This window comes from Thermoplasmatales archaeon (assembly GCA_014361195.1).
Classification (GTDB): Archaea; Thermoplasmatota; E2; order UBA202; family JdFR-43; genus JACIWB01.
Map to the genome: position 1 here is coordinate 66,260 of JACIWA010000001.1, position 24,015 is coordinate 90,274.

A 24,015-nucleotide genomic window follows, 5' to 3' on the forward strand; every position below is an offset into this window, starting at 1 on the left:
TATCTTTTCTATAATGCCTTGATACAGTATGGTATAACTAATAGGACGCTATGGACAGATCCATAAGAAAATCTAAAAAATAAAAACATAGATTAAATGAAAGACTAAAAATTGGTTAATTATGCAACAAAGCAGGTTAATACTATTTTGAATAAACAACCACCATTTTAATTTGTTTTTGCTGCTAAACTCAGAGTTTTCAGTTTACTTTTGCCATTTCATCCTTGAGAAGAAATAGATTAATCACTCTTTATCTTTTCAGACAATGCTTACAATGCCTTACTCCTTTATGGATTAAATATCCATACAATTATTTTATCAGTTGCAACTCCTCCAGCTTTTCCATAAAAAGCTCCAACAGTTACTTCATATAATCCAATTCCAGTCCTCCATCTCCATTCATATGGTGGAGAATAATCTATTTTTCTAGGCTTATATTCATACCAAACATCTACAAGTAAAAGGTAAAATTCTACTCTATCTATTATGTTCATGGGATCAAAAGCATCGCATTTTACAGATATATCTCCTAAAATTATTGGAATTTCTGTAGGAAAAATTTCTCTTCCAAATATATAAAAATAATTTTTTGGCTTAACAATTTTTATTTTTGGAGGAGAATAATCTGCGCATTTAACAACCCATCCTCTCCAATCAACACTAGTGTGAGTTTCATAAGCCTTATCTCCAACTATGATATAGTGATTCTCATCTAAAATTTCAATTGCAGAAGCTACCTCGGGTGATCTTGTTCCAAAGCTTTTATTCCATATTTCTTTTCCTTTCTCATCTATTTTTAAAATCCACATATCCGCTCTTCCTACTGCAAATAGAAGTGTAGAACCTGCTAAAATATATCCATCCTTGATTTTTTTACCATCACATAGCACGGCAAATCCTCCTCCATATCCTTTCTTCCATATCTCATTTCCTTCCTTATCTATTTTTATAACATATGCACTTCCCCCAGGTGCATATTCAGTTCCTCCATATATTATATATCCATCTTCACCTTCTGTTATATAAGTCCTAATCTCGATCAACGCCCATCCATATGTTCTATTCCATATTTCATTTCCTCTTTTATCTATTTTAATCACCCATGAATCCGATTCTCCTTGTATTGAATAAGAGGAAGTTGTTCCAGAAATAAGATATCCATCTTCAGTTTCCAGAATTGAATTTCCATGCTCTATGCCTTCTCCACCAAAAGTTTTTTCCCATTCTAGATTCCCATTTTTATCTGTTTTTATCACTAAAATATCAGGGTTATCCCTATAAGCATTTCCAACCATCGCATATCCTCCATCTTTTGTTGCTATAATTTTTTCTCCATAATCCTCAGTTGGTCTTACATATGTTTTATTCCATATTTCATTTCCTTCTTTATCTATTTTAATTATCCAGTAATCATCTCCACTATATCCTCCAATAACAAATCCATCTTCAGTTTCAGCAATGCTTTCTCCAATTTCCTCCACTCGCAAATTTCTTCTAAAAGTTTTATTCCATATTTCATTTCCTTCTTTATCTATTTTAACAACCCATACCTTCCATGCTTCTTCCTCTATTTTCCATATTCCCCCCAGCAGAACTATTCCATCATCTGTTACAATTCCATCCTTAAAAGTAGAAGTTGTTGCTCCAAATTCTTTATTCCATTCTTCATTATTTTCTTTTTTTGCTGAATTAAAAGAGTTTATAGAAATAGTTATTAAAAATAGAATTAAAGCAGAGATTCCAAATATTTTTTTCATATTGTCTTTAATCATTTTTTATATATAAAATTACCTAAAACAAAAAGAGAAATTGTATCAAGAGCAATTCTCTGCAAAGGATGAATTATAGCTATCAGTTGAAGAGCAATTCTCTGCAAAGGATGAGTTATAGGTATAAGAGGAATTCACTGCACAGGATGAGTTACAGATATCAGTTGGCAGGCAGTTCTCTACATAGGATGAGTTATTATCACCTGGCGAGCAATCCTCTACATAGGGTGAGATATAGATATCAGTTGGCCAAACTGCGCCAGGAGTTGGATCAAGATCTATTCTGTTGTCCGTTGCCCACATCCATGCTGCCCATACTAATTCAGAGCAATAGTACCCAAACCCAAGAGAATTTGGGTCTGGATCATCTACTTGTTTTGTACGGTAAACCCAGCAAGAGAGATAATCAAAAGGTCTGGGTTTATTTGATTCATTTCCCCATATACGAGATGCTCTAAGAACTCCAAAGTCAGCAGCTGCCTTTTTTAAAGTTGGAGAAGCGCCTTTTACTCTTTTGTAGGCAACAGCCTTGCTATTAAATATTTCTGTCATGTTATCTATTTCAACTCTTCCATAATCTTCATTGCCTGAATATGATTTGTTGTGTAGTGATGCAGCATTGAATGGATAGCTTATTCTCTCTTCTTCCGTCCATTTTTCCATATGAGGGTCTGCTTCTATTACATATCCTGCTCCCTTGTATAAAGCAGCATGGTCCCAACCGGTTATGATAGGTTTCATAGGCATTTCATCTGCAAATACAATGTCTCCTGGTTCAACATATGGAGGAGGGATTGGGTGAGTTTCTTCTTCTATATCTCCTTCTTCTATAGCTGCAAGTACGAAGCCTTCTGATGCACCATATGAAGGAGGGATTGGTTGACTTTGTGCTATATCTGCAAATATATTGTCTCCTGGTTCAACATCTGAAGTTGATAGATTTTCTCCTTTTATTGTTGAAATTGTTGTTATAAGAATTACTAATCCCACCAACACTATTTTCCCTTTCATTTTTCTCACCAATATGTAAATTTTTTTTTTTTATATATAAAGCTATCGGTTAATATGCTTTGTTGCATAAATATTAAAATAGCCTAAACCTATTTACTCTTTGGATTGGAACATGAAAACACGCGGAGTAAAAAACATAGATTAAATGAAAGACTCAAAATTGCTTAATTATACAACAAAGCAATGTTTCCAAAAACCTTTAATAATCGATTTTAATTTAACTTTATGAAAAAATTTATATTTATTATTGGAGCTATAATTTTGCCTATTGTAATTGCCCAACCAGTGATAAATTCTGTAAGTGATTCTCCTGATCCAGTAGAAGTTCCAGGATATAATAATATCACCGCTGATATAACAGGAGCAATTTCTGCATATGTTGAAATATATTATCCAAATTCAACATTAAAAGGAAATTATTCAATGACAAATATTCCTCCAACAACCTGGTATTATAACTCAACATATGCTTATCCAGCTCCGCTTGGCACCTACACATATATAGTTAAAGCTTATGATGGAGTTGATTGGGCTGAGTCTTCATCTTATACTTTTACATTGCAGGATACAACATCTCCTTCTTCAAGTGTAGCGGTAATATCTCCTTACTGGAGGAATTCTTCCGTGCTAATAAATGCGTCTGCAACAGATAATTATGCTATCTCAAATGTTTCCTTATGGTATAGGTACTCAACAGATAATTCTTCATGGGGAGCATGGACTTTCTTTGAAAAAGATAATTCCCCACCCTGGCAGTGGAATTTCAATTTTCCAGATGGAGAGGGATATTATGAATTTTACTCAATAGCAAACGATACTTCCGGAAATACTGAAAGCAAAACAAATGCGGAGGCAATCGCAGGCTATGATGCTTCACTTCCTTCTTCAAGCGTCAACTCAATGGCATACTGGTATTCAACACTTCCGGTAGTAATCACAGCAACCGCAAATGATGCCCTATCTGGAGTTAAAGAAGTTACCCTGTATTATAGGTATAGCGCAAATAATGCAAGCTGGGGAACATGGAATGTTTTTTCAACAGATAACTCTCCACCCTGGCAATGGAATTTTAACGCTCCAAATGGAGATGGCTATTATCAATTTTATAGTATAGCAAAAGATAATGCAAATAACATCGAGACCATTCCTCCAGCAGCAGATGCGGGAATAGGCATAGATACTCATTCTCCAACCACAACAATTAATCCATCCGGAGGCTATGTTTCACCATCCTCCCCAATAAATCTAACAGCAACAGATGCAGTATCTGGTGTGAATTCCACTTATTATCGCATATGGAACGGGAGCTGGAACCCTGCGCCTGGAAGCGGGGTGGGTAATGGGAGTAACTTTTATCTGTATTCTGGCAACTTTACTCTTGTCACTGCTGGAACAAATTATGTTGAATTTTACAGTGATGATATAATTGGAAATGAAGAGACAATCCACAATGTTACCTTTACAGTTGATAATGTGCCCCCTTCAATATCTGGTGTTTCAATAAATCCGCAAACGCAGGTTAGTGGTGGATATGTAAATATTTCATGCAATGTTGCAGATGTGGGGGCGGGCGTGGATAAAGTCTATGTGGTTATAATTTATCCGTGTGGCTTGGGAGAATGTAATTTTTCGATGAATTATATTGGCTGTCAGACATATTATTTAAATCAATCATACATAACTATAGGAACATATCAATTCAGAATAGTTGCTCATGATAAGGCATGCAACTGGGCACAGAGTAGCATATATAACTTTACAATAACAGGCCCGAATAGCCCACCAATCACATCCTGCATTCTGGATCCATCTACTCCAGATGGAGAAAACGGATGGTATCTAAGGAATGTAAATGTAACGTTAAATGCAACTGATCCAGATGGAGATGCAATTGCCTATATCAAATATAGAATAGATGGAGAGAGCTGGATAAACTATAATGGAACATTTACTATAAGTGAAGAAGGAGATCACCTATTGGAGTTTTATAGTGCGGATAACAAAGGAAACATTGAAAATATAAAAAGTGTCTATATAAAGATAGATAAGTCCAAGCCATTTGTAACTCTTGAAAGACCAATGCCTGGCTATCTCTACTTATTTGATAGAGCAATATGGCCTCTAGCAACAGGCAATACTGTTATAATTGGAAGAATAGTTGTAAGAGCAATTGCTATAGATACTCATTCATCAATTGCAAATGTATCATTTTATGTAAATGGATATTTGCAGAGCATAGATCCAGTTTATCCATATGAATGGATATGGCGTGGTTGGATTGGATATGCATATTTGCATGTTGTTGCATACAATAAAGCGGGTTTATCTGAAGAAACAGAGCCATTGATGGTTTATATGATTAGCCTGTAAATGGATTGCTTTATAATAGTTGTTGAGCCAAAATATGCGGGCAACTTAGGAGCAATTGCAAGAATAATGAAAAATTTTGGATTTAAAAAACTAATTGTTGTTTCTCCTTCATTTGATATAGATAGCGATGATTGCAGAAAATATGCAATGCACGCTCAGGAAATAATTGATAATGCAAAAATTTCTGGAAGATTTGAAGATGCTATAAAAGAGATGGATTATGTAGTTGGAACAACATCAAAAGAAAGCAAACACGAAAAACACCATCTCAGGAAAGCAATTGATTCAAGAGAATTTGCAAAAGAAATTTATAAGATAGAAGGCAATGTTGGAATTGTTTTTGGCAGAGAAGATTATGGTCTGTTAAATGAGGAGTTAAAAAAATGCGATTTGATAGTTAAAATTCCAACGAGCAAAGAATATCCATCTCTTAATCTTTCTCATGCAGTCAGTATATTGCTATATGAACTTTTCATTCATAAAAGAAAGCAGAGAAAAAGAATTTTGGCGGATGGAAAGGAAAAGGAAAAGCTGTATGAATTTTTCAGAATTTTATTGGAAGAAGTGGATTATCCAGAGCATAAAAAAGAGAATACAGAAATTATGTTCAGAAGAATAATGGGAAGAGCAATGCTATCAAAGTGGGAATATCATACTCTAATGGGTGTGCTTAAGAAAGCAATAAATGCGGTAAAAAAATAATTATTTTGATAACTCCTTTATGCTCTTTTTATATTCTTCAGCAATTCTTTTTGCTTCTTCCTCGCTTTTGCTCTCAACATATATTCTTATTATTGGCTCTGTTCCAGAGGGGCGTATTAAAATCGAGTAATCTTTGCCAATTATTTTAATTCCATCAGTAAAATCCACATTTCCACTTACATTTTCCTTAATTTTCTCTATCACTTTTTCTTTTTCCCTGCATTCTACTTTTTCCTTCACTATAAAATATTTTGGCAAATTTTTAACCATATCTGATAATTTTTCGCCTTTTTCAGCCATTAATTTAATCATGAAAACGCTGGCCATGCCACCATCCCTGCAATATTGATGCTCCGGAAATATCATTCCACCATTTTCTTCTCCTCCAAAAATTGCATTTATTTCTTTCATCTTTTTTGCAACATTTCTTGCCCCTACTTTTGTGTAAAAAACACTTCCTCCCTTCATCTTTACATATTCCTCAACACATCTTGATGTAGATACAGGAACAACAATTTTCCCCTTCTTTTTTTCAAGTTTATATCCAGCAAAAATTGCAAGGGAATAATCCCCGCCAATATATTCTCCATTCTCCGCTATAAATATTGCCCTATCTGCATCCCCGTCATAAGCTATCCCTAAATCCGCATCAACCGCCTTAACCGCTCTAATTAAATCGCTCACGTTCTCCTTAACTGGTTCATAATTTCTCACAGGCAAACCCCTCGGCTCGCTATTTAGAGTAATTGCATCCGCAACACTCGCCACAATATAGGGCATAGCCAGACAACCCGCCCCGTTTCCGCAATCAATAACCACTTTTAGCTTTGTTTCCTCCGCCTCCGCATTCTTGAGCACACCTTCAATATAAAAGTCTATTATGTCTAAATTATAGATGCTACCAATTTCGTTCCAAGGTTTTTTTCTGAACTTTTCTGAGTGGGATATTTTTTCTATCTCTTCCTCAACTTCTCTCTGCAATTCTTCCCCTCTGTTATCAACTACTTTTATTCCATTATACTGGGGTGGATTATGGGAAGCGGTTATGATTACGCCTGCATCGAAATCGCTATTCTTCAAATAATATTGCAAAGCGGGCGTGGGGGCTATATTTGCATCATATACATTGCAACCAACGCTTACCAAGCCAGAAATTACTGAATTCTTTATCATCTCGCTTGATATTCTTGTGTCCATTGCAATCGCAATATCTCCTTCAAAATAGCTTCCAATTGCTTTTGCTATTTTAACCGCAAATTCGGGGGTAATTTCTTCATTTGCCACCCCTCTAATTCCATTTGTCCCAAATAATGGCATGTTCATAAATACCAAATAATATATTAAACTAATTCATAGAAAACCAGGCCGGTAAGCAATTTTGGATCAAACCATGTCGATTTTGGAGGCATAATTTTTCCCGCATCCGCAACCACCTCTACTTCATAAATGCTTGTTGGATGAAGGTAAAAAACTAAATCATTTCCTTCCTCATCTACAAGCTTTTCATATTCTTCCCTACTCATCTTACCCCCAACAAAGAATATATTTGGATCCTTTCTCACATCTTTTATACCAAATACAGGAGTGATAATTTTATCATGCAATATACTTACATCCAGCGAAGCCACAACATCATCTGGAATTTCTTTTGGGATAATTTTCCACCATTTTTTATTCCAGTAAATTTGTATTTCATGTTTTTTTGGCTCCTCGATTTTATCCATTTCCTCTATTTCAAAATCTTTTTTAATTTCCTCAAGAAAATCTTTTTTTGCCTTCCTTATTACCCTATTATACGGCAAAATTCTTACTTCATCATCATTTGCTGAAAATACCATTGCATATCTTGCCTTTTCCCCTCCATATTTTTTAAAATAATACCAGCTGGCAGCCATTCTATGATGGCCATCCGCTATGTAAAGATCGAGGGGCAAAAACAATTCTTTTATTTCTTCCACCTCCTCCACCCCCCATAGCCTTTGTTCATAACCATATTTTTCAAAAGAGGTGAGAGGATTCTCTTTCATTATTTTATCCATCATTTTTTTCAACTCTTTATTTTTCTTAAAAACAGTCCATACAAGTCCTGTTTGCACTTTCAGCTTCTCAATGATCTTCATTCTATCTTTTAAAGGCTCTTCCCTTGTTTCCTCGTGCTTCTTTATTTTCCCATTTTCATAGTCAAGCAGGGAGGCACAAATAATAAAGCCCCTCTGGGAAAATTCCTTGCTTTTTTCTTGATATAAATAGATGGATGGAGGATCTTTTAGCATATCCTTTCTAAAATTTTCATATGCCTTTCTTGCATTTTCATATTTCTCCTCTCCCTTTCCAGTAGGCAGTATTATATGAATTGCGCTTCTTGGATTCTTCCTCAGTTCAATTGCCTCCTTTTCACTTATAACATCATATGGCTTTGTACAAAATTCTTCTGGATAGGTTATTCTTAAACCCTCGAATTCTCTTATATCAACCATGCATGTAATTGCACACCCATTTTTTTATTTTTCTTCTATAATTGGCTTATAGAAAGAAATTTTGTCTATCGCTTCTTCTATATTCTCAACTTTTGTAATAAGATAGTAATCGATCTTATCATCTTTAGTTACTTTGAGTATATAGCCATTCTTAGTTGAATACACAATTTCTTTTTTTATTTCTTCCTCAAATTTCTTCTCTTCTTTAACTTTTTTCTTTCTTTCAATTCCTTCATCAATCATTCTCTCAATTTCTTCAATACTCTCTTTAGCGGTTTTCTCCCATTCTTTTTCTACAGCAATATCTTCGTATCCTTTAAAAAACTCTTCTTCCATTCTTTTCTTTTCCTCATGCTTCAAAAAGTTTTCTTCCAGTTTGAATTCAGGCATAAATTTAATTTTGTTTCTATTTAAATATTTATTGGTTAAAATTGCTGGAGAGTTCTCCTAAAATTATTCAAAAAATATTTATCCAGAAAGATATATAAACTATGGATTCAAAAAAATCTTTAGCAATAAAACTGATAATAATTTTTGGGATAGTCAGTTTATTCGGGGATATTATATATGAAGGAACAAGAGGGGTCACTGGCCCTTATCTAAAAATATTGGGAGCAAACGCTTTGATAGTTGGATTTATTGCGGGTTTCGGGGAATTTATGGGTTATTTATTTCGCTTATTTTCGGGTTATTTTTCTGATAAAACAGGGGCATACTGGTTTTTTACCTTTATTGGCTATAGCATGATTGCCTTCATTCCTTTGCTATCAATAGCAAACATGTGGCAAATAGCGGGATTTTTTATAATAATGGAGAGAATTGGAAAAGCATTAAGAAGCCCAGCAAGAGATACAATTATTTCTCATTTAACAAAAAGAGTTGGCTCCGGCTTCGCATTCGGGTTGCATGAATTACTTGATCAGATAGGAGGAGTTATTGGACCATTAATCTTTACTTTTACTTTGCTCAACAGGGAAGCTTCGGTTGGAGATTATAAAATAACATTTGCATTTATGTGGATTCCTTTCATCTTTCTTATTTTTGCGCTATTTTTTGCCTACTTTTTTTCAGGAAAAATAGAAAAAGAGGAAGAAAAGTATGTGGCTAAAAAAGGGCTTCCAAGAATTTTCCTGCTATATACAATTTTTACATTCATCACAACTTTTGGCTTTATAAGTTTTGCAATATCCGGCTATCACTTTAAAGCAAAAAACATCTTCCAGGATTATCAAATTCCATTAATGTATGCTTTCGCGATGGCGGTGGATGGGATTGCAGCAATTTTTATAGGAAAAACATATGATAGGATGAATAAAAAAGGCAGTGGGCTGAGATTACTTCTTGTTATTCCTTTCCTAACCTTATTTTCATCCATCCTAATTTTTTCAAATTTTAAACTTTTAATAGTAATAGGAGTAATTTTATGGGGAATTGTAATGGGAGCACACGAAACAATAATGAGGGCTGGAATATCTGATATAACGCTTGCAAATCAAAGAGGAACTGCATATGGAATATTCAATTTTTCATATGGGGTTGCTTTCTTCCTCGGCGCTTCTCTGGCGGGCTTCCTTTATGAATATTCTGTAAATGCTCTTATAATTGTAATTGTTTTAATCCAGATTTTTGCTATGATTTTCTTTCTTGCACAAATAGAAAAAGCTAAATTACAAACCTATTATTTACATAGATGAGTATAGCGGAAGAGCTTGCAAAAAAGCAGAAGGAAATATCTGTTGCGGAATTCTTTGAAAGGAATAAACAGATACTTGGTTTTGATAATCTTACCAGAGCTTTAATAACATGTGTAAAGGAAGCGGTTGATAATGCTCTGGATGCCTGCGAAGAGGGAGGAATATTGCCGGATATATTAGTAGAGATAAAGGAAATAAAAGAGGATGAATATAGAATAGTTGTTGAGGATAACGGGCCTGGCATAGTTAGAAGCCAGATTCCGAATGTTTTTGCTCGCTTGCTATATGGCTCACGCTTTCATACTCTAAGGCAAGCAAGAGGACAACAAGGAATAGGGATATCTGCGGTGGTTCTTTATTCTCAACTCACTACTGGAAAGCCAGCAGTTGTCACCTCTAAAATAGGAGAAGGTTTCCCAGCCCATAAACTAGAGGTTTTTATCGATACCAAAAGAAATCTACCTAATGTAGTAAAGGAGGAGATGATTCACTGGGAGAAGAAAAGCGGTACTAGAATTGAGGTTTTTGTCAGAGGTAAATATATAAAAAATAGAAAACAAAGTGTTTATGAATATCTGAGGAGCACTGCAATTGTTGATCCCCATGCCTTTATAACCTTAATTGAGCCAGATGGAAATAAAATAGTTTTTGAAAGAGCGACAAATGAAATGCCACCTCTACCAAAAGAAATAAATCCACATCCTCACGGAATAGAGATAGGCATGCTTCTCAGGATGTTGAAAGAGACAAACGCAAGGAAGATAAGCACTTTTCTTGCAAATGAATTTTCATCAGTGAGTATGCAGAAGGCAAAGGAAATTTTATCAAAAGCGGGAATAAGCGAAGATGCAAGGCCAAATGAAATAACTCTTGAAGAAGCCAAGAATCTTATAGAAGCATTCAGGCAAACAAAATTTCTCCCCCCTCCAACAAACTGCCTCTCTCCAATAGGAGAAGAGTTAATAAGGAAAGGGCTGAGAAAGGAAACTCAAATGCTTTCTCCAGAATTTATAGCGGTTAATACAAGAAGCCCGAGTGTATTTTCTGGCACCCCATTCATGGTTGAAACAGGAATAGTTTATGGAGGAAACTTACCCGCTGAAGAAAGAGTGGAAATTTTAAGGTTTGCAAATAGAGTTCCATTGCTCTATCAGGAAGGTGGATGTGTTATAACTGAGGCAATAAAAAACATAGACTGGCGCAGGTACGGGCTGGAGCAAAAAGGAGGAAAAGGCCTGCCGTACGGGCCAGCCATAATTCTTGTTCATGTAGCTTCTGTAAATGTCCCATTTACTTCTGAGGCAAAAGAAGCGATAGCGAATATTGATGAAATAGAGAAAGAAATAAAATTATCCCTCCAGGAGTGTGCTAGGAAAATGAAAATTCATCTTTCAAAAAAAGAAAAGAAGAAAAGAGCTAAGGATAAATTCATTCTTGTAGCTAAAGTACTCCCTGAAATTGCAAAAAAGTCGGCTAATATGCTCAGCAAAAGCATTCCTGACGTCAGTAAAATAATAACAAAAATAATGAATATTATATGGATTGAAGATGAAGTAATAACAAAAAATGGAAATGTGGAGAGCAGAGTTTATATAACAAATTACAAGAATAAACCATACAGCTTCACAATTTATTTGGAGGCTCCTAAAGAAAGAATAATAAGCGTTTCTCCTCCACCTGTTGAAATAAGGGATAGGGTAGTAAAATGGGAGATAAAGGATATAAAACCCACCGAAAAAGTAGAGCTATCCCTTGCTCTTAGAGGAGATGAATTTGAAAATAATATATATGTTGGAAAAATAGATCCTATAAATGTGATAGGAGCAGAAAAATGGGAGGGTGAAGAATGAATGCGCAGGAAAATCTTAAAAAAATTGTTGAAAAAATATACAATGATATGATAAATACAAAAATTCCATCTGTTGAGTTGCCAGCAAGAATAAAATCAAATATAATATTTGATGAAAAATATAGGGTATGGAGATATGGAAATGAAAAAAGTTTGCGCTCCGCGGTTTCGCTGGCGGGGGCGGTTTCTTTGCTGAGGATGCTATATACAATAGAATTCATAAATCAGATGATTGAGCAGAGAAAAAGCTCAACTCTGAGGGAAATGTATTACATCTCTGAGGGGTGGGGTGAAGCAAAGTTTGAGAGTCAGGATGAGTCTGATAAGCTAGCTGAAGACCTTGAAATATTAGCGAGCGCTTTAAGGGAAGACTTTAAGCTTCGTCCTGAAGAGGATGGGGCGAGCATAATTGGAGATATTGTAATAGAAGAAGTTACAAGAAAGGGAGAGAGAAAAAGAATTCATTGCCAGGATGATGTGGGTGATAGTGGCTACTCAATTCCATATAATGTGGAGAAGGATAAAATAAAATTTATTGAAACTGGAGCAAACAAGATAATAGCAATTGAGACAGGAGGTATGTTTGATCGACTTATTGAAAATGGGTTTGATGAGAGAAGCAATAGTATTTTAATTCATTTGAAAGGTCAGCCCGCAAGAAGCACAAGAAGGCTAATAAAGAGGATGAATGAAGAATTGAATTTGCCAGTAATTGTTTTTACTGATGGAGATCCATGGAGCTATAGAATATATGCATCAATAGCATATGGTGCAATAAAAACCGCCCATATATCTGAATATTTAGCAACTCCATCCGCACAATTCTTAGGAGTAACCCCATCTGATATTCTTGCTTATGATCTCCCATCTGATAAACTTACAGAAGAAGATATAAATGCTCTTAATGCAGAGCTAACTGATCCTCGCTTCCAGGATGATTTCTGGAGGGAGGAAATAAAATTGCAGTTGGAAATAAATAAAAAGTCAGAACAGCAGGCTCTGGCAAAATATGGGCTTGATTATGTAACTGATGTATATTTGCCAGAAAAAATGGCTGGGATGGGATATGAAGTATAATTATAACTTATATGTTTATCATTCAAATGATGATGACCCAAAGAAATGCACCGCAAAAAAACTGGCGAGATTTGGTCTGGTAAAAATTGTTAAAAACTTAAGGAATTTGCCTGGAAATGCGATTTTACTTGATCCTTTCTCAGAAAAATCTCTATCAAAAGAAGATTCAAAATTTAAAAATATAGTTGCAATTGATTGCTCATGGAAAAATGCGGAGCTATTTTTTTCCAGGATAAAGCACAGCGAAAGAAGAGCATTACCATACCTCATAGCGGTAAATCCTGTAAATTATGGAAAGGTATGCATGCTGAGCACAGTAGAAGCTTTATCTGCAGTTCTTTTTATTTTTGGAGAAGAAGAGCATTCAAAAATTTTACTCAGTAAATTTAAATGGGGATTAAATTTCCTTGAATTAAACAGAATGCCTCTCGAGGATTATAGAAAGGCGAGCAATAGCAAGGAAGTCATTGAGATGATGAACAGATATATCTAGACCTTCTTTATGGCGCTGGCGGAAATTGGCACTGGGGCATGCTGGGTGAAATCCCATCCTTCTTCAAAAACTTCTAAATCGTATGTCTATATGGTAGTATTTACCGCTTTTTTAAAATGGTCTTTCTTTATGTGCAACTTAACTTCCACATGGTCTCCTTCTTTTAAATCGGTTAGGTTTGCATCAAAATATATTCCATAATCTGGTGAGGAAGCAAAAGAGATAAATGTGACATTTTCTTGTGACATTTTTCCAGATATGTTGTCATCTATTATAAGAACATCTCCTTCTTCAAGAGATTTATAACCATAGTAGTAATAAAATGATTCATTATAAACTTCTTTTTCCGTGTCATTTATAAGTTCATTCATACTCATTCTAACCGTTTTCCTTTCAACGCATCCAAAAAGTAAAAAAGATGCAAAGATAAATGCTATAATTTTTTTCATGAAATAAAAGGCATGGGGATATAAAAATATATCTCTTAAGTTGATGCAGAAAATTTTAACTCAGTTGTTATCAAAAGGATGAAAAATGAAACAAAGATGATATGCTGGAAGGATAAAAAACCTGAGAAGTGAAAAGGTTTCGATTGAGTTATTTCGCTTTAGAATGTTGCCTAGCATAGATAGTTTGCTAATAAATGACAGGCATCTTTTCTTGGGCACCATCGGTTGGAGAACTGTAAGTGGAAAACCTGAATTATGTGGAGGACAGATATCACATTTTTATTATCCGCGGGATCCTGAACATGAATGTTATTTCCATTGTTTAAAACTTGGTTTGAATTGGCAAAAAAGAAAGAGTGGAAATAACTTTGCCTGAAGACTTCGACAAGTTCTTGAAATATCGATATCGTCGAGAGAGGAAAAGCTGAGGCTTCAGCATTCAAGATTGGAGGAGAGGAGATATTATCATATTTGGTTCATGAAGGAGTGAAAATCGCCATAGTAAATGGGAAAGAAAGGATATATATTTCTTGTGGAAGATGAAATTGAAAAAGCCGAGTCTAAAGTTAGATGCTAAGGGCTTCACTGGAGCAGACATATTTGGTGCAACTTTTTAGCAATATATATGGATAATCTCACTGTGAGGAAGGCTATAAAATTCGCATCAATATCTGCGGGATTAAAGATAAGATACATAGGATTGGAAGGATTTCCAACAAGAGAGGAAATATTGAGCTATGCCACACAGATTTAACGCCTTAATATTAAGGTACGGAAGAGGAATTATTGGGAGTGGCTTCTGGGCAACGCTTCATCGCTTCGCTCCTCGTCCTCACTTTGTTCGGGTTATATAACACTGGCTATACGGCTCAGCCACTTCATGGCTTTGCCCAAATTGCCTTTAGCAACTTCACTTACCCATCAGCCGTTAAGCGACATTGCAAAACCAAAAGTATTTAAATATGCAACACTTAAAAATATAAAAGAGGGAATTAAATGGAAAAGGTGATAGAGAAGGTTAGGCTTACAAGTTTGTTTGATCCAGCAAAGTCAATCGAAGTAGAAGCAGTTATTGATACAGGAGCAACGATGCTCGTTCTACCTCAAAATATCATTGCCGAACTCAATCTGAAAAAGATGAGAGAGGCAAGAGTAAGATACGCAAATAACAAAACGGAGATTAAATCAGTCTACGGTGTTGTAACTGTCGAAATGTGCGGAAGGGCGGGCGAGTTCAATGTTTTGGGAGAACCAGAAGGCACTCAACCTCTTGTGGGGCAAATAGTGCTTGAGCAATTAGACCTCATAGTTGATCCCAGCACGAGAAAGGTTATTCCTAATCCAAGATCGCCTGAAATGCCGATGGTTGAAATACTTATGGCAACAGCGTATAATAGCGGAAAAGACTTTCGTCCAAACCTAAGGACTTCTTTTATCCGCGAAACGTTAGGCGAAATGCTCGCTCGAAACTTAAGCAAAAGGGGCTTTCAAAATGACTTACACACAATCCAAGATCAAAGTGATTCTTGAGGTCTTTTTTGTTTTCCTTGTAACCTTTCTGATCATTTGGGCTATGCAAATTCCACTATTAGGCGAGTGGAAAAGTCGCGTTTTGCAGCGGCCTTTCCTAGAGTATGCCGTGATGATTGCCATGCCTTCGGTTTTTCTATTAGTGACTCGAAGGAACTTCGCTGCCTACGGGATTTCGTTTAAGAATCTCAAGTATCATTTGGACGTGGTATTGACGTGTTTCCTCCCTGTGGCGGTGTCCTGTGTGCCATTTGCCTTTCTAAATTGGACGCGATGGGACGGCGCATTGCTCTTGGCGGTGATAGAGTTGGCGGTACTCTTTGCAATAGCATGGATGTTAAGGAACAAGCCCACTGCGAGCAATCTGGGTACCATCAGTGCGTTCTCATTCCTTCTGCTTGGCATTTCGCCATCATTGGGACCGATGATTGGAAAAGCGTCTTCAGCTTTCATCTTCTACTTTGCGTTTCTCGGCCCTGGTGAGGAGATACTGTTTCGGGGTTACATCCAGTCACGACTAAATGAGACTTTTGGTCGTCCTTACCGCTTTTTCGGCGTGAATTGGGGCTGGGGAGTAGTCATTACCTCTCTGATCTTCGGATTTATGCATGTTTTGAATCACTTCAATCCATTCTTAGGGAATTTCGAGCTGATGTGGTGGTGGGGTCTTTGGACGTTTTTCAGCGGGCTTGTCTATGGATTTATCCGAGAGAAGACCGGCAGCGTCGTGGCTCCAGCCATCCTGCACGGATTACCGCAGGCGATTGCATATGCATTTCTGGAGTTGTAATTACACGGGTTCACCCCTTGGCTCGCACTATCGCCAAACAGCGGATAAAAGGCATCGCTACGCTTCGCCCAAATCCAGCCCTCTATACGTATGCATTATGTAAACATTTTGAAAAACAATAGGACAGAAAGGATTTACATAGGTTACACCAAAGACATAGAAAGAAGGTTAGTTGAACATAAGAAAAAAGATGTTGATATAGAATTGGTGTACTACGAAGCTTACAACAATGGGAAACAAGCACAACTAAGGGAAAGAAGGTTAAAGTTGTATGGTAGTGCTTGGCGAGGATTAGAAAGGAGGTTAGGATTATAGCGCTTAGAGGGCTGGGCTTCTTTTATCCGCAAAACGTTATACGCAATCAGCCTCGGGGCGCTATTTTAGAAATATTTTTATACATTTAACTTTTGTATCTGTTATCATGGAAGTAAAAGAAATAAAACTAGACGACATTAATTTATCAGAATTTAATACTCGTAAAGATTTAGATGCTGGAACTGAAGATACAAATCTTGATGATTTAGCTAATAGTATAAAAGAGAAGGGACTGCTGAATCCTATAATAGTTATGAAAAGACAAGACGGAAAGTATGATTTGATTGCTGGTCAAAGACGATTTCTTGCGTGTAAAAAACTCGGATGGAAAACCATTCCTGCTATCATAAGAGACAAATTAGATGACACAGACGCTACAATAATATCACTCGTTGAAAACGTACATAGAGCCGATATGAACCCTGTTGATAAAGCAAGAGCATATCAAAAAATTTATGAGAAATATAAAGATTATAATAGAGTTGCCAAAGAAACAGGTGTATCGATTTCTACAATCAAGAAATATTTAGCACTTCTTAATCTTGCGCCTTCGATATTAGAAAAACTAACAACCGCTGAGGGGCCAGCTGGTATTAGTACTTTATCAAAACTAGCTGAAACTTTCTCACCAGAAGAACAAGAAGAGGCGCTTGAAGAAATTAGCGGATTTAAACAAAATATACAACTTGAACTTATAAAAAGAAGTGGCGGTGATTTGAATAAATTATCAGAATTGAGAGAACAAGCCCTTGAGGGAGCTTTTGATACCCATCTTTGTCGAAGTATTGATGAATGTCCATTCATTCCAAAAGAATTAATACCTTCAGTCAAAGATGCTATAAAGAAATTTAAGGAAGATGAACAACCGCTGAAAGAAGTTATCAAAAAATTAAAGTGGAGATGGTAAAATGGCTATTTTGTATCTCGATGTAGAAACTTTCTCTGATGGAGAATTCAAATTTGGTAACACAAAAATAATTTCAATTCAAGTTCAATATGAAGACAATAATGGAAGGATCAATATTTCGAAAGAATGGAAGGATGGAGAAGAACAAATATTGAAGGGTTTTTACGAGTATCTGAAAAATCTCCTCCAAACTGGGGATGTAACGATTATAGGTCATAACCTGCTTAGATTTGATATTCCAATGTTAATTCATAGAATGGCTCATAATAATATTGATTCTTATGAAAACTTAATGGATTTATTTCACAATTTTTTTGTAATAGATAATATGCAGTGTTCATTACCAGAATTCAAATTTAAAGGACTCGGTGCCGAAGAGGAAAAACGGTTTATTTTGTATCTAGATATAGAAACTTTCTCTAAGAGAAAAAAATTCAAATTTGGTAACACAAAAATAATTTCAATTCAATATAAACGTAGTAAGGGAAAGCTCAATATTTTGAAAGAATGGAAGGTTGGAGAAAAACAAATATTGAAGGATTTTTACGATTATCTGAAAAATCTCCTCCAAACTGGGAAAAGTGTAACGATTATAGGTCATAACCTGCTTAGATTTGATATTCCAATGTTAATTCATAGAATGGCTCATAATAATATTGATTCTTATGAAAACTTAATGGATTTATTTTTTCACAATATTTTTATAATAGATACTATGCAATGTTTATTACCATTTAACAAATTCAGATTTAAAGGACTCTGTGCCGAAGAATTAGCTAAAAAATTGAAAATAAGCAAACCAAAATATAAAAACTCCGAAATCCCAGATTTTTACAAAGGAAAAGAGTTCAATAAAATAGAAGAACATATAATTGCTGATATGAAGTTCATAAAAGATTTATGGCGGATATTAACAAAAGAGCCGGATAAATTAAAATTATTATTAACAGAAGAGCCGGATAAATTAAAATTGTTAAAATAAATTTCGGTACCCCTCAATTGACTTTCTCCTTGTCTCATTCGTTGAACCCCTTGCACTTTCAGTCGCTTCGCTTCTTCAAAGCGCATAATAACGGTTAGTAGAAATTCACTCCACCTCACCTATCTAAATTTAAGAGAACCTGTGTGTTTAAAATAAATCTTAATTGGTTTATTGAACTTTTTACTTAATTCTTTAATCTCCTTTTCTTTTTCAAACCAAAATTCCTTTGATAAATTCCTGTATTTATCTTCCAACTCAGGAAAATTCTTTTTTATCGCTTCAAAAACTTCTTTTCTACATTGATTCAAATTCAAATCCTCAAAAATAAACAAATCAACAAATGGAGAAACTTTCTTAAAAATCTCTTCCAAATCTGTTAAATATGGGAAAATTGGACCAACAAAAACATAGGTATAAAATCCTTCTTGTTTCAATTTCTTCGAGTTTCCAATCTTGCATCTGAATTTGGAAAAAACAGCTCAAATACTTTTTTGATATTTTCATCTAAAGTTGTTATTGTCGAATCTAATTCTATGTTTTTGAAGCATTTGAATAAATCATGTCTCGTGTGATTAAATCGGATTTCGTTAAAATTGATAATTTTAGGTTTGGATTTAAGTTTTGAAGAAATTTCCTTGTTAATTGGTATTTTTATCGATTGGTTGGTATGCATCTCCACCATTGCATAAGATAGCTGTCCCTTCTTTATCTTTGCTTTCCTTGACAACCAATTCAGGTGCATTTATTTTTACATCGACAAATCCACCCCATTTTTCTTTTTGTTTCCTCCATCTACAAAGAAATTTTAGATAACAATAAATGCACCTATGAGTACAACCACGATAATAATTAATGCCCCAATCTGCACCAGGAATTTTGGTTTATTACACTTCTTGCTTTTACTTCTTATATTTTAACCATACCTAAGAATAGATAAAAGATGCATTTAAATTATACCATTTCGGGGCGAGGCTTCGTGAACTCAAAATTTCTACGAAATTTTGGTGCTATCGCACTCGCACAACATTGGATAAAAGGCTTCCTACCTTTAGCAACTTCTTTTATTCGCAAAACGTTATACATCATTTCGATTTGTGCTAAAAAAGTGATTAAAGCCATGTTATTCAAATCACCCTGAAAGAGTTTGGAAATTTCGCATTGAAAGAAAGCAGTAAAGTAATGAAAAAACAGCCCTTTTAATGGAAAAAGGGAGATTTCTCTCCTGAAATGCTTTTGCTGAAAAAACCCTTAAATGTTAAATATTCTTTATCTATTATCTACATGAATGGAAGGCATTTAGCATTTGCTCTAGCAATATTATTTTTTATAATTTCACCGAGTATCTCCTTTTATTTTGTTCCTTCAATGAAGAAAATACCATCCAGCCTGAATGAAACCATATTTTATGAAGGAGAGCTCGGAATGCTCAACCCAAAAACCGCTTCTCTTGATTATAAAAATGTTGAAATTACAAGGAAAATAAGGAGCATAGGCTATGAGGGAAAAGTTCTTCTTATAAAAGAGGAAATAGAGGTTTTTGATAGATATAGCAAAGAAAAAATAAATGATTTATGCACGACAAATTTATATGGCATTGACCCCTACACCGCAAAAAACATTGAGGGTTTTGGAGATTTAGATAGAAGCGGCCAATGGATATTTCCAATAGGAGTGGAAAAAAGGGATTATCTTGTATGGAATACAGATCTCGATACCCCCTTCAGAAATGGCTACATCACGAAGGAGGAGGCGCAGGCCCAGGGGAAATATGCAGGAGAGGAAAAGAGAGGAGGTATAAAGACTTATAAATTTTCGGGAGGACAGGAAAATGTGTTTTTTGGATATCTTCCTGATCTACCTGAAGTAAAAGTTTTTTATAGTGGGGATCTTACCGCCTGGGTTGAGCCAACTACTGGAACAATAGTTGATTTACAGAAACATATATGGCAATATGCTCATTTTCCAAATCTAAGGAAACTTCCTTCTAACCTTAATACAAGTGTTTTTTTGGACGGAAAAATTGTTATTTTAAATACTTCAAATGCTCTTTATGAGAAAAGGAATTTGAGTGTATGTAACCATATAGAAACCCTGAAGAACTTTGAAAATTATTATATAATAAAAAATGAGGTAATTGCAACTGATGAGAATGGCAAAAGAGTAGAGGACTTATGCTCTTATTCAGAAGATGCGGTGAATCCATATACAATGGAATTGATTGAGTTTTTATGCGGAAAAAAAGGATTGCTTACATTTCCAATAGGTGTTGAAAAGAAAGATTACGGGTTATGGAATCCTGATATAAAGGATGTATCGGATGTAAAATTTGTGAGGGAGGAAGATATAGGAGGGCTAAAGGTTTATAGATATGAAAGTGAGGTGAAAAATTATTTTATGGGCAATAGAAGTGTGGAAGGATTAAGTGATAGAGATATAAAACTTTACTACAGTGGAAAAACAAATTACTGGGTTGAGCCATCCACCGGTTTCATAGTTTATCTTGAAAAAGAAGGATGCATAGATGCAAGTTTTCCTGATTTACACACCATACCAGAAAATTTTGAAGCAAGCATAAAGATGGAGGGCAAGCTATGGATTGCATCTGTTATGAAGGATATAGAAATGGTGAGAAATTTAAAAGCGGAAAACTTGCATTGGGAGGATGGGAAAAAAGTTATTGTTATAAAGGATATAACTGAAACCAGGGATAAAAGAAATGGTGAGAAAATTGAAATGGCCTGCAAGGAAGAATATCATGGAGTTTATGCAGACACATGCGAGGAAGCAAAAAATTATGGAGATATGGAAAGAGAGGGGTTATTTACATTCCCGCCAGGCGTTGAAAAAAGGGATTATCTAATGTGGAATACTGAAATAAATTTGCCATCGATAGTTTCATTTATAAGAGAAGAAGATCATGAAGGAATTCATACCTATCTTTTCGAAACAAAAGAAGATAGATTTTTGTATGATTCAACACTTGGAATTAATTTAAGATATATAACTGAAACAAATTATTGGGTTGAACCAAAAACAGGGCTCATTATTGACATGAATAAGAATTCGATTAAAAAAATAAATCCTCTTGAATTAATAGCTGGAATCAGAGGATTTCTGTGGGTTGATATATATAAATTAGAGTTATCTTTTAGTGAGGAAACAATTAAGGAAATGAGGGAGAAATCCGCTACTATGGCCCGCCTGCTCAATTTTTCATCCTCAAATAGTAGCATTGTCAGGATAAACCTGAAAACAAGGGATATTTTTGAGAATATTGAAAAAGCAAAAGAGCAAAAAAATCAGGTAGAGAAATTATCTGAAAATAAAGTAAAGGTGCTTGATTTAAGATACTGGATGAAGGAGAGGTCAGTAAATGAAATGGTGGAAGAAGCAAAAAAGGCGTCTTTCCTGCTGATTTTCTTACAGATTGTAATTCCTTTGCTTTTAATTTTATTTGGTATAATTCTTCTAATTTATTGGATTAAAAACAGATAAACTTATCTAAATCTCGCTCTCTTACTCAGCATAACTGGAAGTGAAAGAGGTCTGAAATTAAAGCCCTTCATTTTTTCCTTTATTAAAAGATTTAAATCCTTTAAACTTACTTCTTCTTTATCGCATTCAAATCTATATCTTGGCCTGAATTTTCCTTCTTTCTCCTTCTCTCCATATACAATTATTATCGGTATCCATTCCTTCTCTGCGTCTCTTATCTTTTTTGAAACGCTCTCATCCCTGTCATCTATATCTATCCTTGCCTTTATCTTTCTAGCAATCTTTTTACAATCATCTAAGAAGGTTTCATTTACTGGAATTATTCTAACTTGAGTTGGAGCAAGCCAGAATGGAAAAGATGGCTTTATTCCTTTTTTAATTTTCATCGCTTCTTTTTCTAAAATTGCACAAACACATCTATCAATCCCCCCAGAAATTGATGCATGAAGCAAATATGGATATTTTCTCTCCCCGTTTTCATCTATATAGGTGATTTCAAATGATTTTGGATTATCAACATCTATCTGAACGGTTGAAAGAGCAAAAGATTTGCCAACTGAATCATTTAAATTTATTTCAAATTTTGTTACAAAATAGAAATATTTTTTATCCCACATTTCAACAAGCACAGGCTTCCCCCATATTTTAACAAGTGATACGAAAAAATCCTTATTTTTTTCAAAAAAATCCTTTACAAACCTCATTGCAACTTCCCCCTCTATCTCAATTAATTTTGCCCACTCCATAGATAAAAGAAATTGCTTTTTAAACTCTTCCAAGGACTGCTTTTCATCCTTGCATATGGTATGCATATCAGGCATTGTAAATGCCCTCAACCTCTTAATTCCCGCAAGCTCACCATGCTGTTCCCTCCTGAAAGATTTTGCCAGCTCAAAAAACCTTATTGGAAGATTTTTATATGATATATGCATCTCGTGTGCCATCAGATATTGCCCAAAGCAAGCAGCAAACCTCAAGAAAAATTCATCTCCTTTATCCCCCCTTACAACATACTGACGAGCTGGAAACTTCTTTATATATTTGCTCAGCGAGGGATGGCTTATATCATACATGATTGGCGTCTCCACCTCCATGGCGCCCGCGGAAAGGCACATCTCCTCGACTTTTTCTTCAAGCAATCTCTTTATCAGATAGCCTTTTGGATACCATTTCATATTTCCGTAATCTGATGCATTTTCATAACCTACAAGCTCATGCTCCTTCATCAATTTTATATGAGCGGGCTCCTCTTCTGATTTTCTGCTGCCAAAAGCTTCATACTCATAAAATATTTTTAGCTCTTCATGATTTGAAAAATCAAATTTTTCTGCTTCAATCAATTCTCCCTGAGGGGTGAGAATATACCATTCAGATTTTACTTCTTCTCCTTTCTCTTCCTTTTTGCACTGGATATGGCGGGATAGCTCAGATAAAGGATGGCCCTTACAACTTATCTTGAAAGATTTATACCATCCAAATGGTGCCCTTTTTACATTGTAATCTCTTTTCAGCTCTTCCTCCATATTTTTCATTATTTCAATTGCAATTTCAGGAGGAGCAAGCTCACTCGATAAATGCGCATAAGGATAGAGCATTATGTTTTTTGTATTAATCATCATTGCAACATTTCTTATTTCATTGCATGCTACTTCATAAGCTTCATCATCTTTTTCAACAGAAATAAAAGAAACAAGAGCATCTTCCATCCTGTCTTTTTTCTTATCTGTTTCTTCCGCTTTTTCAATCGCTTTTTCTTTAATCTCGTATTCCATGAAATCAGCGTGAATGAATAATATCCTCATGAAGGTAAAAACTTGAGTCATATAAAAATTTAAGCAAAACTTCACAGCAAAATAAATAAATTGTTTTCTAATTATGAAATATGAAAATAGAAATAAAGATAGAGGGGGAAAGCATACAGGAGCTGGTTGGAGAAATAAGGAAGCTTGTGGAGATGAATAGAGAAGAAATAAAAAAACTTCTGCAAATTATAGGAGAAGAGGCAATAGCGGTTTTAAATGATGAAAAAATACTTGAAAAAGGAGCGGAGCTATATATAAAGCTGAACAGAGAAATAAATTTAAAATATAGAGAAGAAAAGTGAT

21 protein-coding genes are annotated in these 24,015 nt (G+C 35.0%); 13 read left to right on the plus strand and 8 right to left on the minus strand.

All coding sequences use genetic code 11. From position 1 onward, the window contains the following. Nucleotides 1-287: 287 nt before the first annotated feature. A complete protein-coding gene (locus H5T44_00265) occupies nt 288-1,757 on the minus strand; it encodes a hypothetical protein (protein MBC7080678.1) in 1,470 nt (489 codons plus the stop codon). Between the two features lie 57 nt (nt 1,758-1,814). Beyond that, nucleotides 1,815-2,780, minus strand: a complete 966-nt coding sequence (locus H5T44_00270) for a hypothetical protein (protein ID MBC7080679.1) — start codon at nt 2,778-2,780, stop codon at nt 1,815-1,817. Nucleotides 2,781-3,005: 225 nt separating this feature from the next. On the opposite strand from H5T44_00270, the gene H5T44_00275 reads away from it, so the two are divergent. Both H5T44_00275 and H5T44_00280 read left to right on the plus strand, forming a co-directional pair. Further along, a complete protein-coding gene (locus H5T44_00275) occupies nt 3,006-5,150 on the plus strand; it encodes a hypothetical protein (protein ID MBC7080680.1) in 2,145 nt (714 codons plus the stop codon). After that, the gene (locus H5T44_00280; GenBank protein MBC7080681.1) at nt 5,151-5,852 is read left to right on the plus strand and encodes an RNA methyltransferase; all 702 of its coding nucleotides are present in this window, start codon (nt 5,151-5,153) and stop codon (nt 5,850-5,852) included. Here the strand turns inward: H5T44_00280 and glmM are convergent, their stop codons facing one another. From glmM to H5T44_00295, 3 genes are read right to left on the minus strand one after another with little or no spacing between them, the layout of a single operon-like run. Further along, nucleotides 5,853-7,169, minus strand: a complete 1,317-nt coding sequence (gene glmM / locus H5T44_00285) for a phosphoglucosamine mutase (protein ID MBC7080682.1) — start codon at nt 7,167-7,169, stop codon at nt 5,853-5,855. It abuts the gene before it with no gap. Between the two features lie 23 nt (nt 7,170-7,192). Continuing rightward, entirely contained in the window at nt 7,193-8,329 is a 1,137-nt protein-coding gene (locus tag H5T44_00290) for a DUF1015 domain-containing protein (protein ID MBC7080683.1), read from the minus strand. A gap of 24 nt (nt 8,330-8,353) precedes the next feature. Further along, nucleotides 8,354-8,719: a hypothetical protein gene (locus H5T44_00295; GenBank protein ID MBC7080684.1), complete on the minus strand. Its 366-nt coding sequence runs from the start codon at nt 8,717-8,719 to the stop codon at nt 8,354-8,356. A gap of 101 nt (nt 8,720-8,820) precedes the next feature. Between H5T44_00295 and H5T44_00300 the strand changes: the two genes are divergently transcribed. From H5T44_00300 to H5T44_00315, 4 genes are read left to right on the plus strand one after another with little or no spacing between them, the layout of a single operon-like run. Further along, the gene (locus tag H5T44_00300; protein MBC7080685.1) at nt 8,821-10,023 is read left to right on the plus strand and encodes an MFS transporter; all 1,203 of its coding nucleotides are present in this window, start codon (nt 8,821-8,823) and stop codon (nt 10,021-10,023) included. After that, nucleotides 10,020-11,873: a DNA topoisomerase VI subunit B gene (locus H5T44_00305; GenBank protein MBC7080686.1), complete on the plus strand. Its 1,854-nt coding sequence runs from the start codon at nt 10,020-10,022 to the stop codon at nt 11,871-11,873. Before H5T44_00300 ends, H5T44_00305 begins: the two co-directional genes overlap by 4 nt. Then, complete coding sequence (locus tag H5T44_00310) at nt 11,870-12,949, plus strand: DNA topoisomerase IV subunit A (GenBank protein MBC7080687.1); 1,080 nt, start codon at nt 11,870-11,872, stop codon at nt 12,947-12,949. The genes H5T44_00305 and H5T44_00310 overlap by 4 nt, the downstream gene beginning before the upstream one ends. Further along, a complete protein-coding gene (locus H5T44_00315; protein MBC7080688.1) occupies nt 12,939-13,442 on the plus strand; it encodes a DUF367 family protein in 504 nt (167 codons plus the stop codon). The genes H5T44_00310 and H5T44_00315 overlap by 11 nt, the downstream gene beginning before the upstream one ends. A gap of 86 nt (nt 13,443-13,528) precedes the next feature. Here the strand turns inward: H5T44_00315 and H5T44_00320 are convergent, their stop codons facing one another. Beyond that, nucleotides 13,529-13,891: a hypothetical protein gene (locus H5T44_00320; protein MBC7080689.1), complete on the minus strand. Its 363-nt coding sequence runs from the start codon at nt 13,889-13,891 to the stop codon at nt 13,529-13,531. Nucleotides 13,892-14,887: 996 nt separating this feature from the next. Here H5T44_00320 and H5T44_00325 point away from each other — a divergent pair. The 5 genes from H5T44_00325 to H5T44_00345 all read left to right on the plus strand — a co-directional run bounded on the left by H5T44_00325 (nt 14,888) and on the right by H5T44_00345 (nt 18,415). After that, the gene (locus tag H5T44_00325; GenBank protein MBC7080690.1) at nt 14,888-15,421 is read left to right on the plus strand and encodes a hypothetical protein; all 534 of its coding nucleotides are present in this window, start codon (nt 14,888-14,890) and stop codon (nt 15,419-15,421) included. Continuing rightward, nucleotides 15,384-16,211, plus strand: a complete 828-nt coding sequence (locus H5T44_00330) for a CPBP family intramembrane metalloprotease (GenBank protein MBC7080691.1) — start codon at nt 15,384-15,386, stop codon at nt 16,209-16,211. The genes H5T44_00325 and H5T44_00330 overlap by 38 nt, the downstream gene beginning before the upstream one ends. 108 nt (nt 16,212-16,319) lie before the next feature. Beyond that, nucleotides 16,320-16,526 carry a GIY-YIG nuclease family protein gene (locus H5T44_00335; protein ID MBC7080692.1) on the plus strand — a complete coding sequence of 69 codons (207 nt, stop codon included), beginning with the start codon at nt 16,320-16,322 and terminating at the stop codon, nt 16,524-16,526. A gap of 106 nt (nt 16,527-16,632) precedes the next feature. Continuing rightward, nucleotides 16,633-17,433, plus strand: a complete 801-nt coding sequence (locus H5T44_00340; protein MBC7080693.1) for a ParB/RepB/Spo0J family partition protein — start codon at nt 16,633-16,635, stop codon at nt 17,431-17,433. 1 nt (nt 17,434) lies between these two features. Continuing rightward, on the plus strand, nt 17,435-18,415 hold the full coding sequence (locus H5T44_00345) for a hypothetical protein (GenBank protein MBC7080694.1): 981 nt from the start codon (nt 17,435-17,437) through the stop codon (nt 18,413-18,415). A 119-nt stretch (nt 18,416-18,534) separates the two neighbouring features. Here the strand turns inward: H5T44_00345 and H5T44_00350 are convergent, their stop codons facing one another. Further along, the gene (locus H5T44_00350) at nt 18,535-18,849 is read right to left on the minus strand and encodes a hypothetical protein (GenBank protein MBC7080695.1); all 315 of its coding nucleotides are present in this window, start codon (nt 18,847-18,849) and stop codon (nt 18,535-18,537) included. Nucleotides 18,850-19,642: 793 nt separating this feature from the next. Between H5T44_00350 and H5T44_00355 the strand changes: the two genes are divergently transcribed. Next, the gene (locus tag H5T44_00355) at nt 19,643-21,910 is read left to right on the plus strand and encodes a DUF3068 domain-containing protein (protein MBC7080696.1); all 2,268 of its coding nucleotides are present in this window, start codon (nt 19,643-19,645) and stop codon (nt 21,908-21,910) included. A 2-nt stretch (nt 21,911-21,912) separates the two neighbouring features. Here H5T44_00355 and H5T44_00360 read toward each other — a convergent pair whose 3' ends face one another. Further along, on the minus strand, nt 21,913-23,712 hold the full coding sequence (locus H5T44_00360; protein MBC7080697.1) for a threonine--tRNA ligase: 1,800 nt from the start codon (nt 23,710-23,712) through the stop codon (nt 21,913-21,915). Nucleotides 23,713-23,792: 80 nt separating this feature from the next. Here H5T44_00360 and H5T44_00365 point away from each other — a divergent pair, with 80 nt between their 5' ends. Next, entirely contained in the window at nt 23,793-24,014 is a 222-nt protein-coding gene (locus tag H5T44_00365; GenBank protein MBC7080698.1) for a hypothetical protein, read from the plus strand. The last annotated feature ends 1 nt before the right edge of the window (nt 24,015 follow it).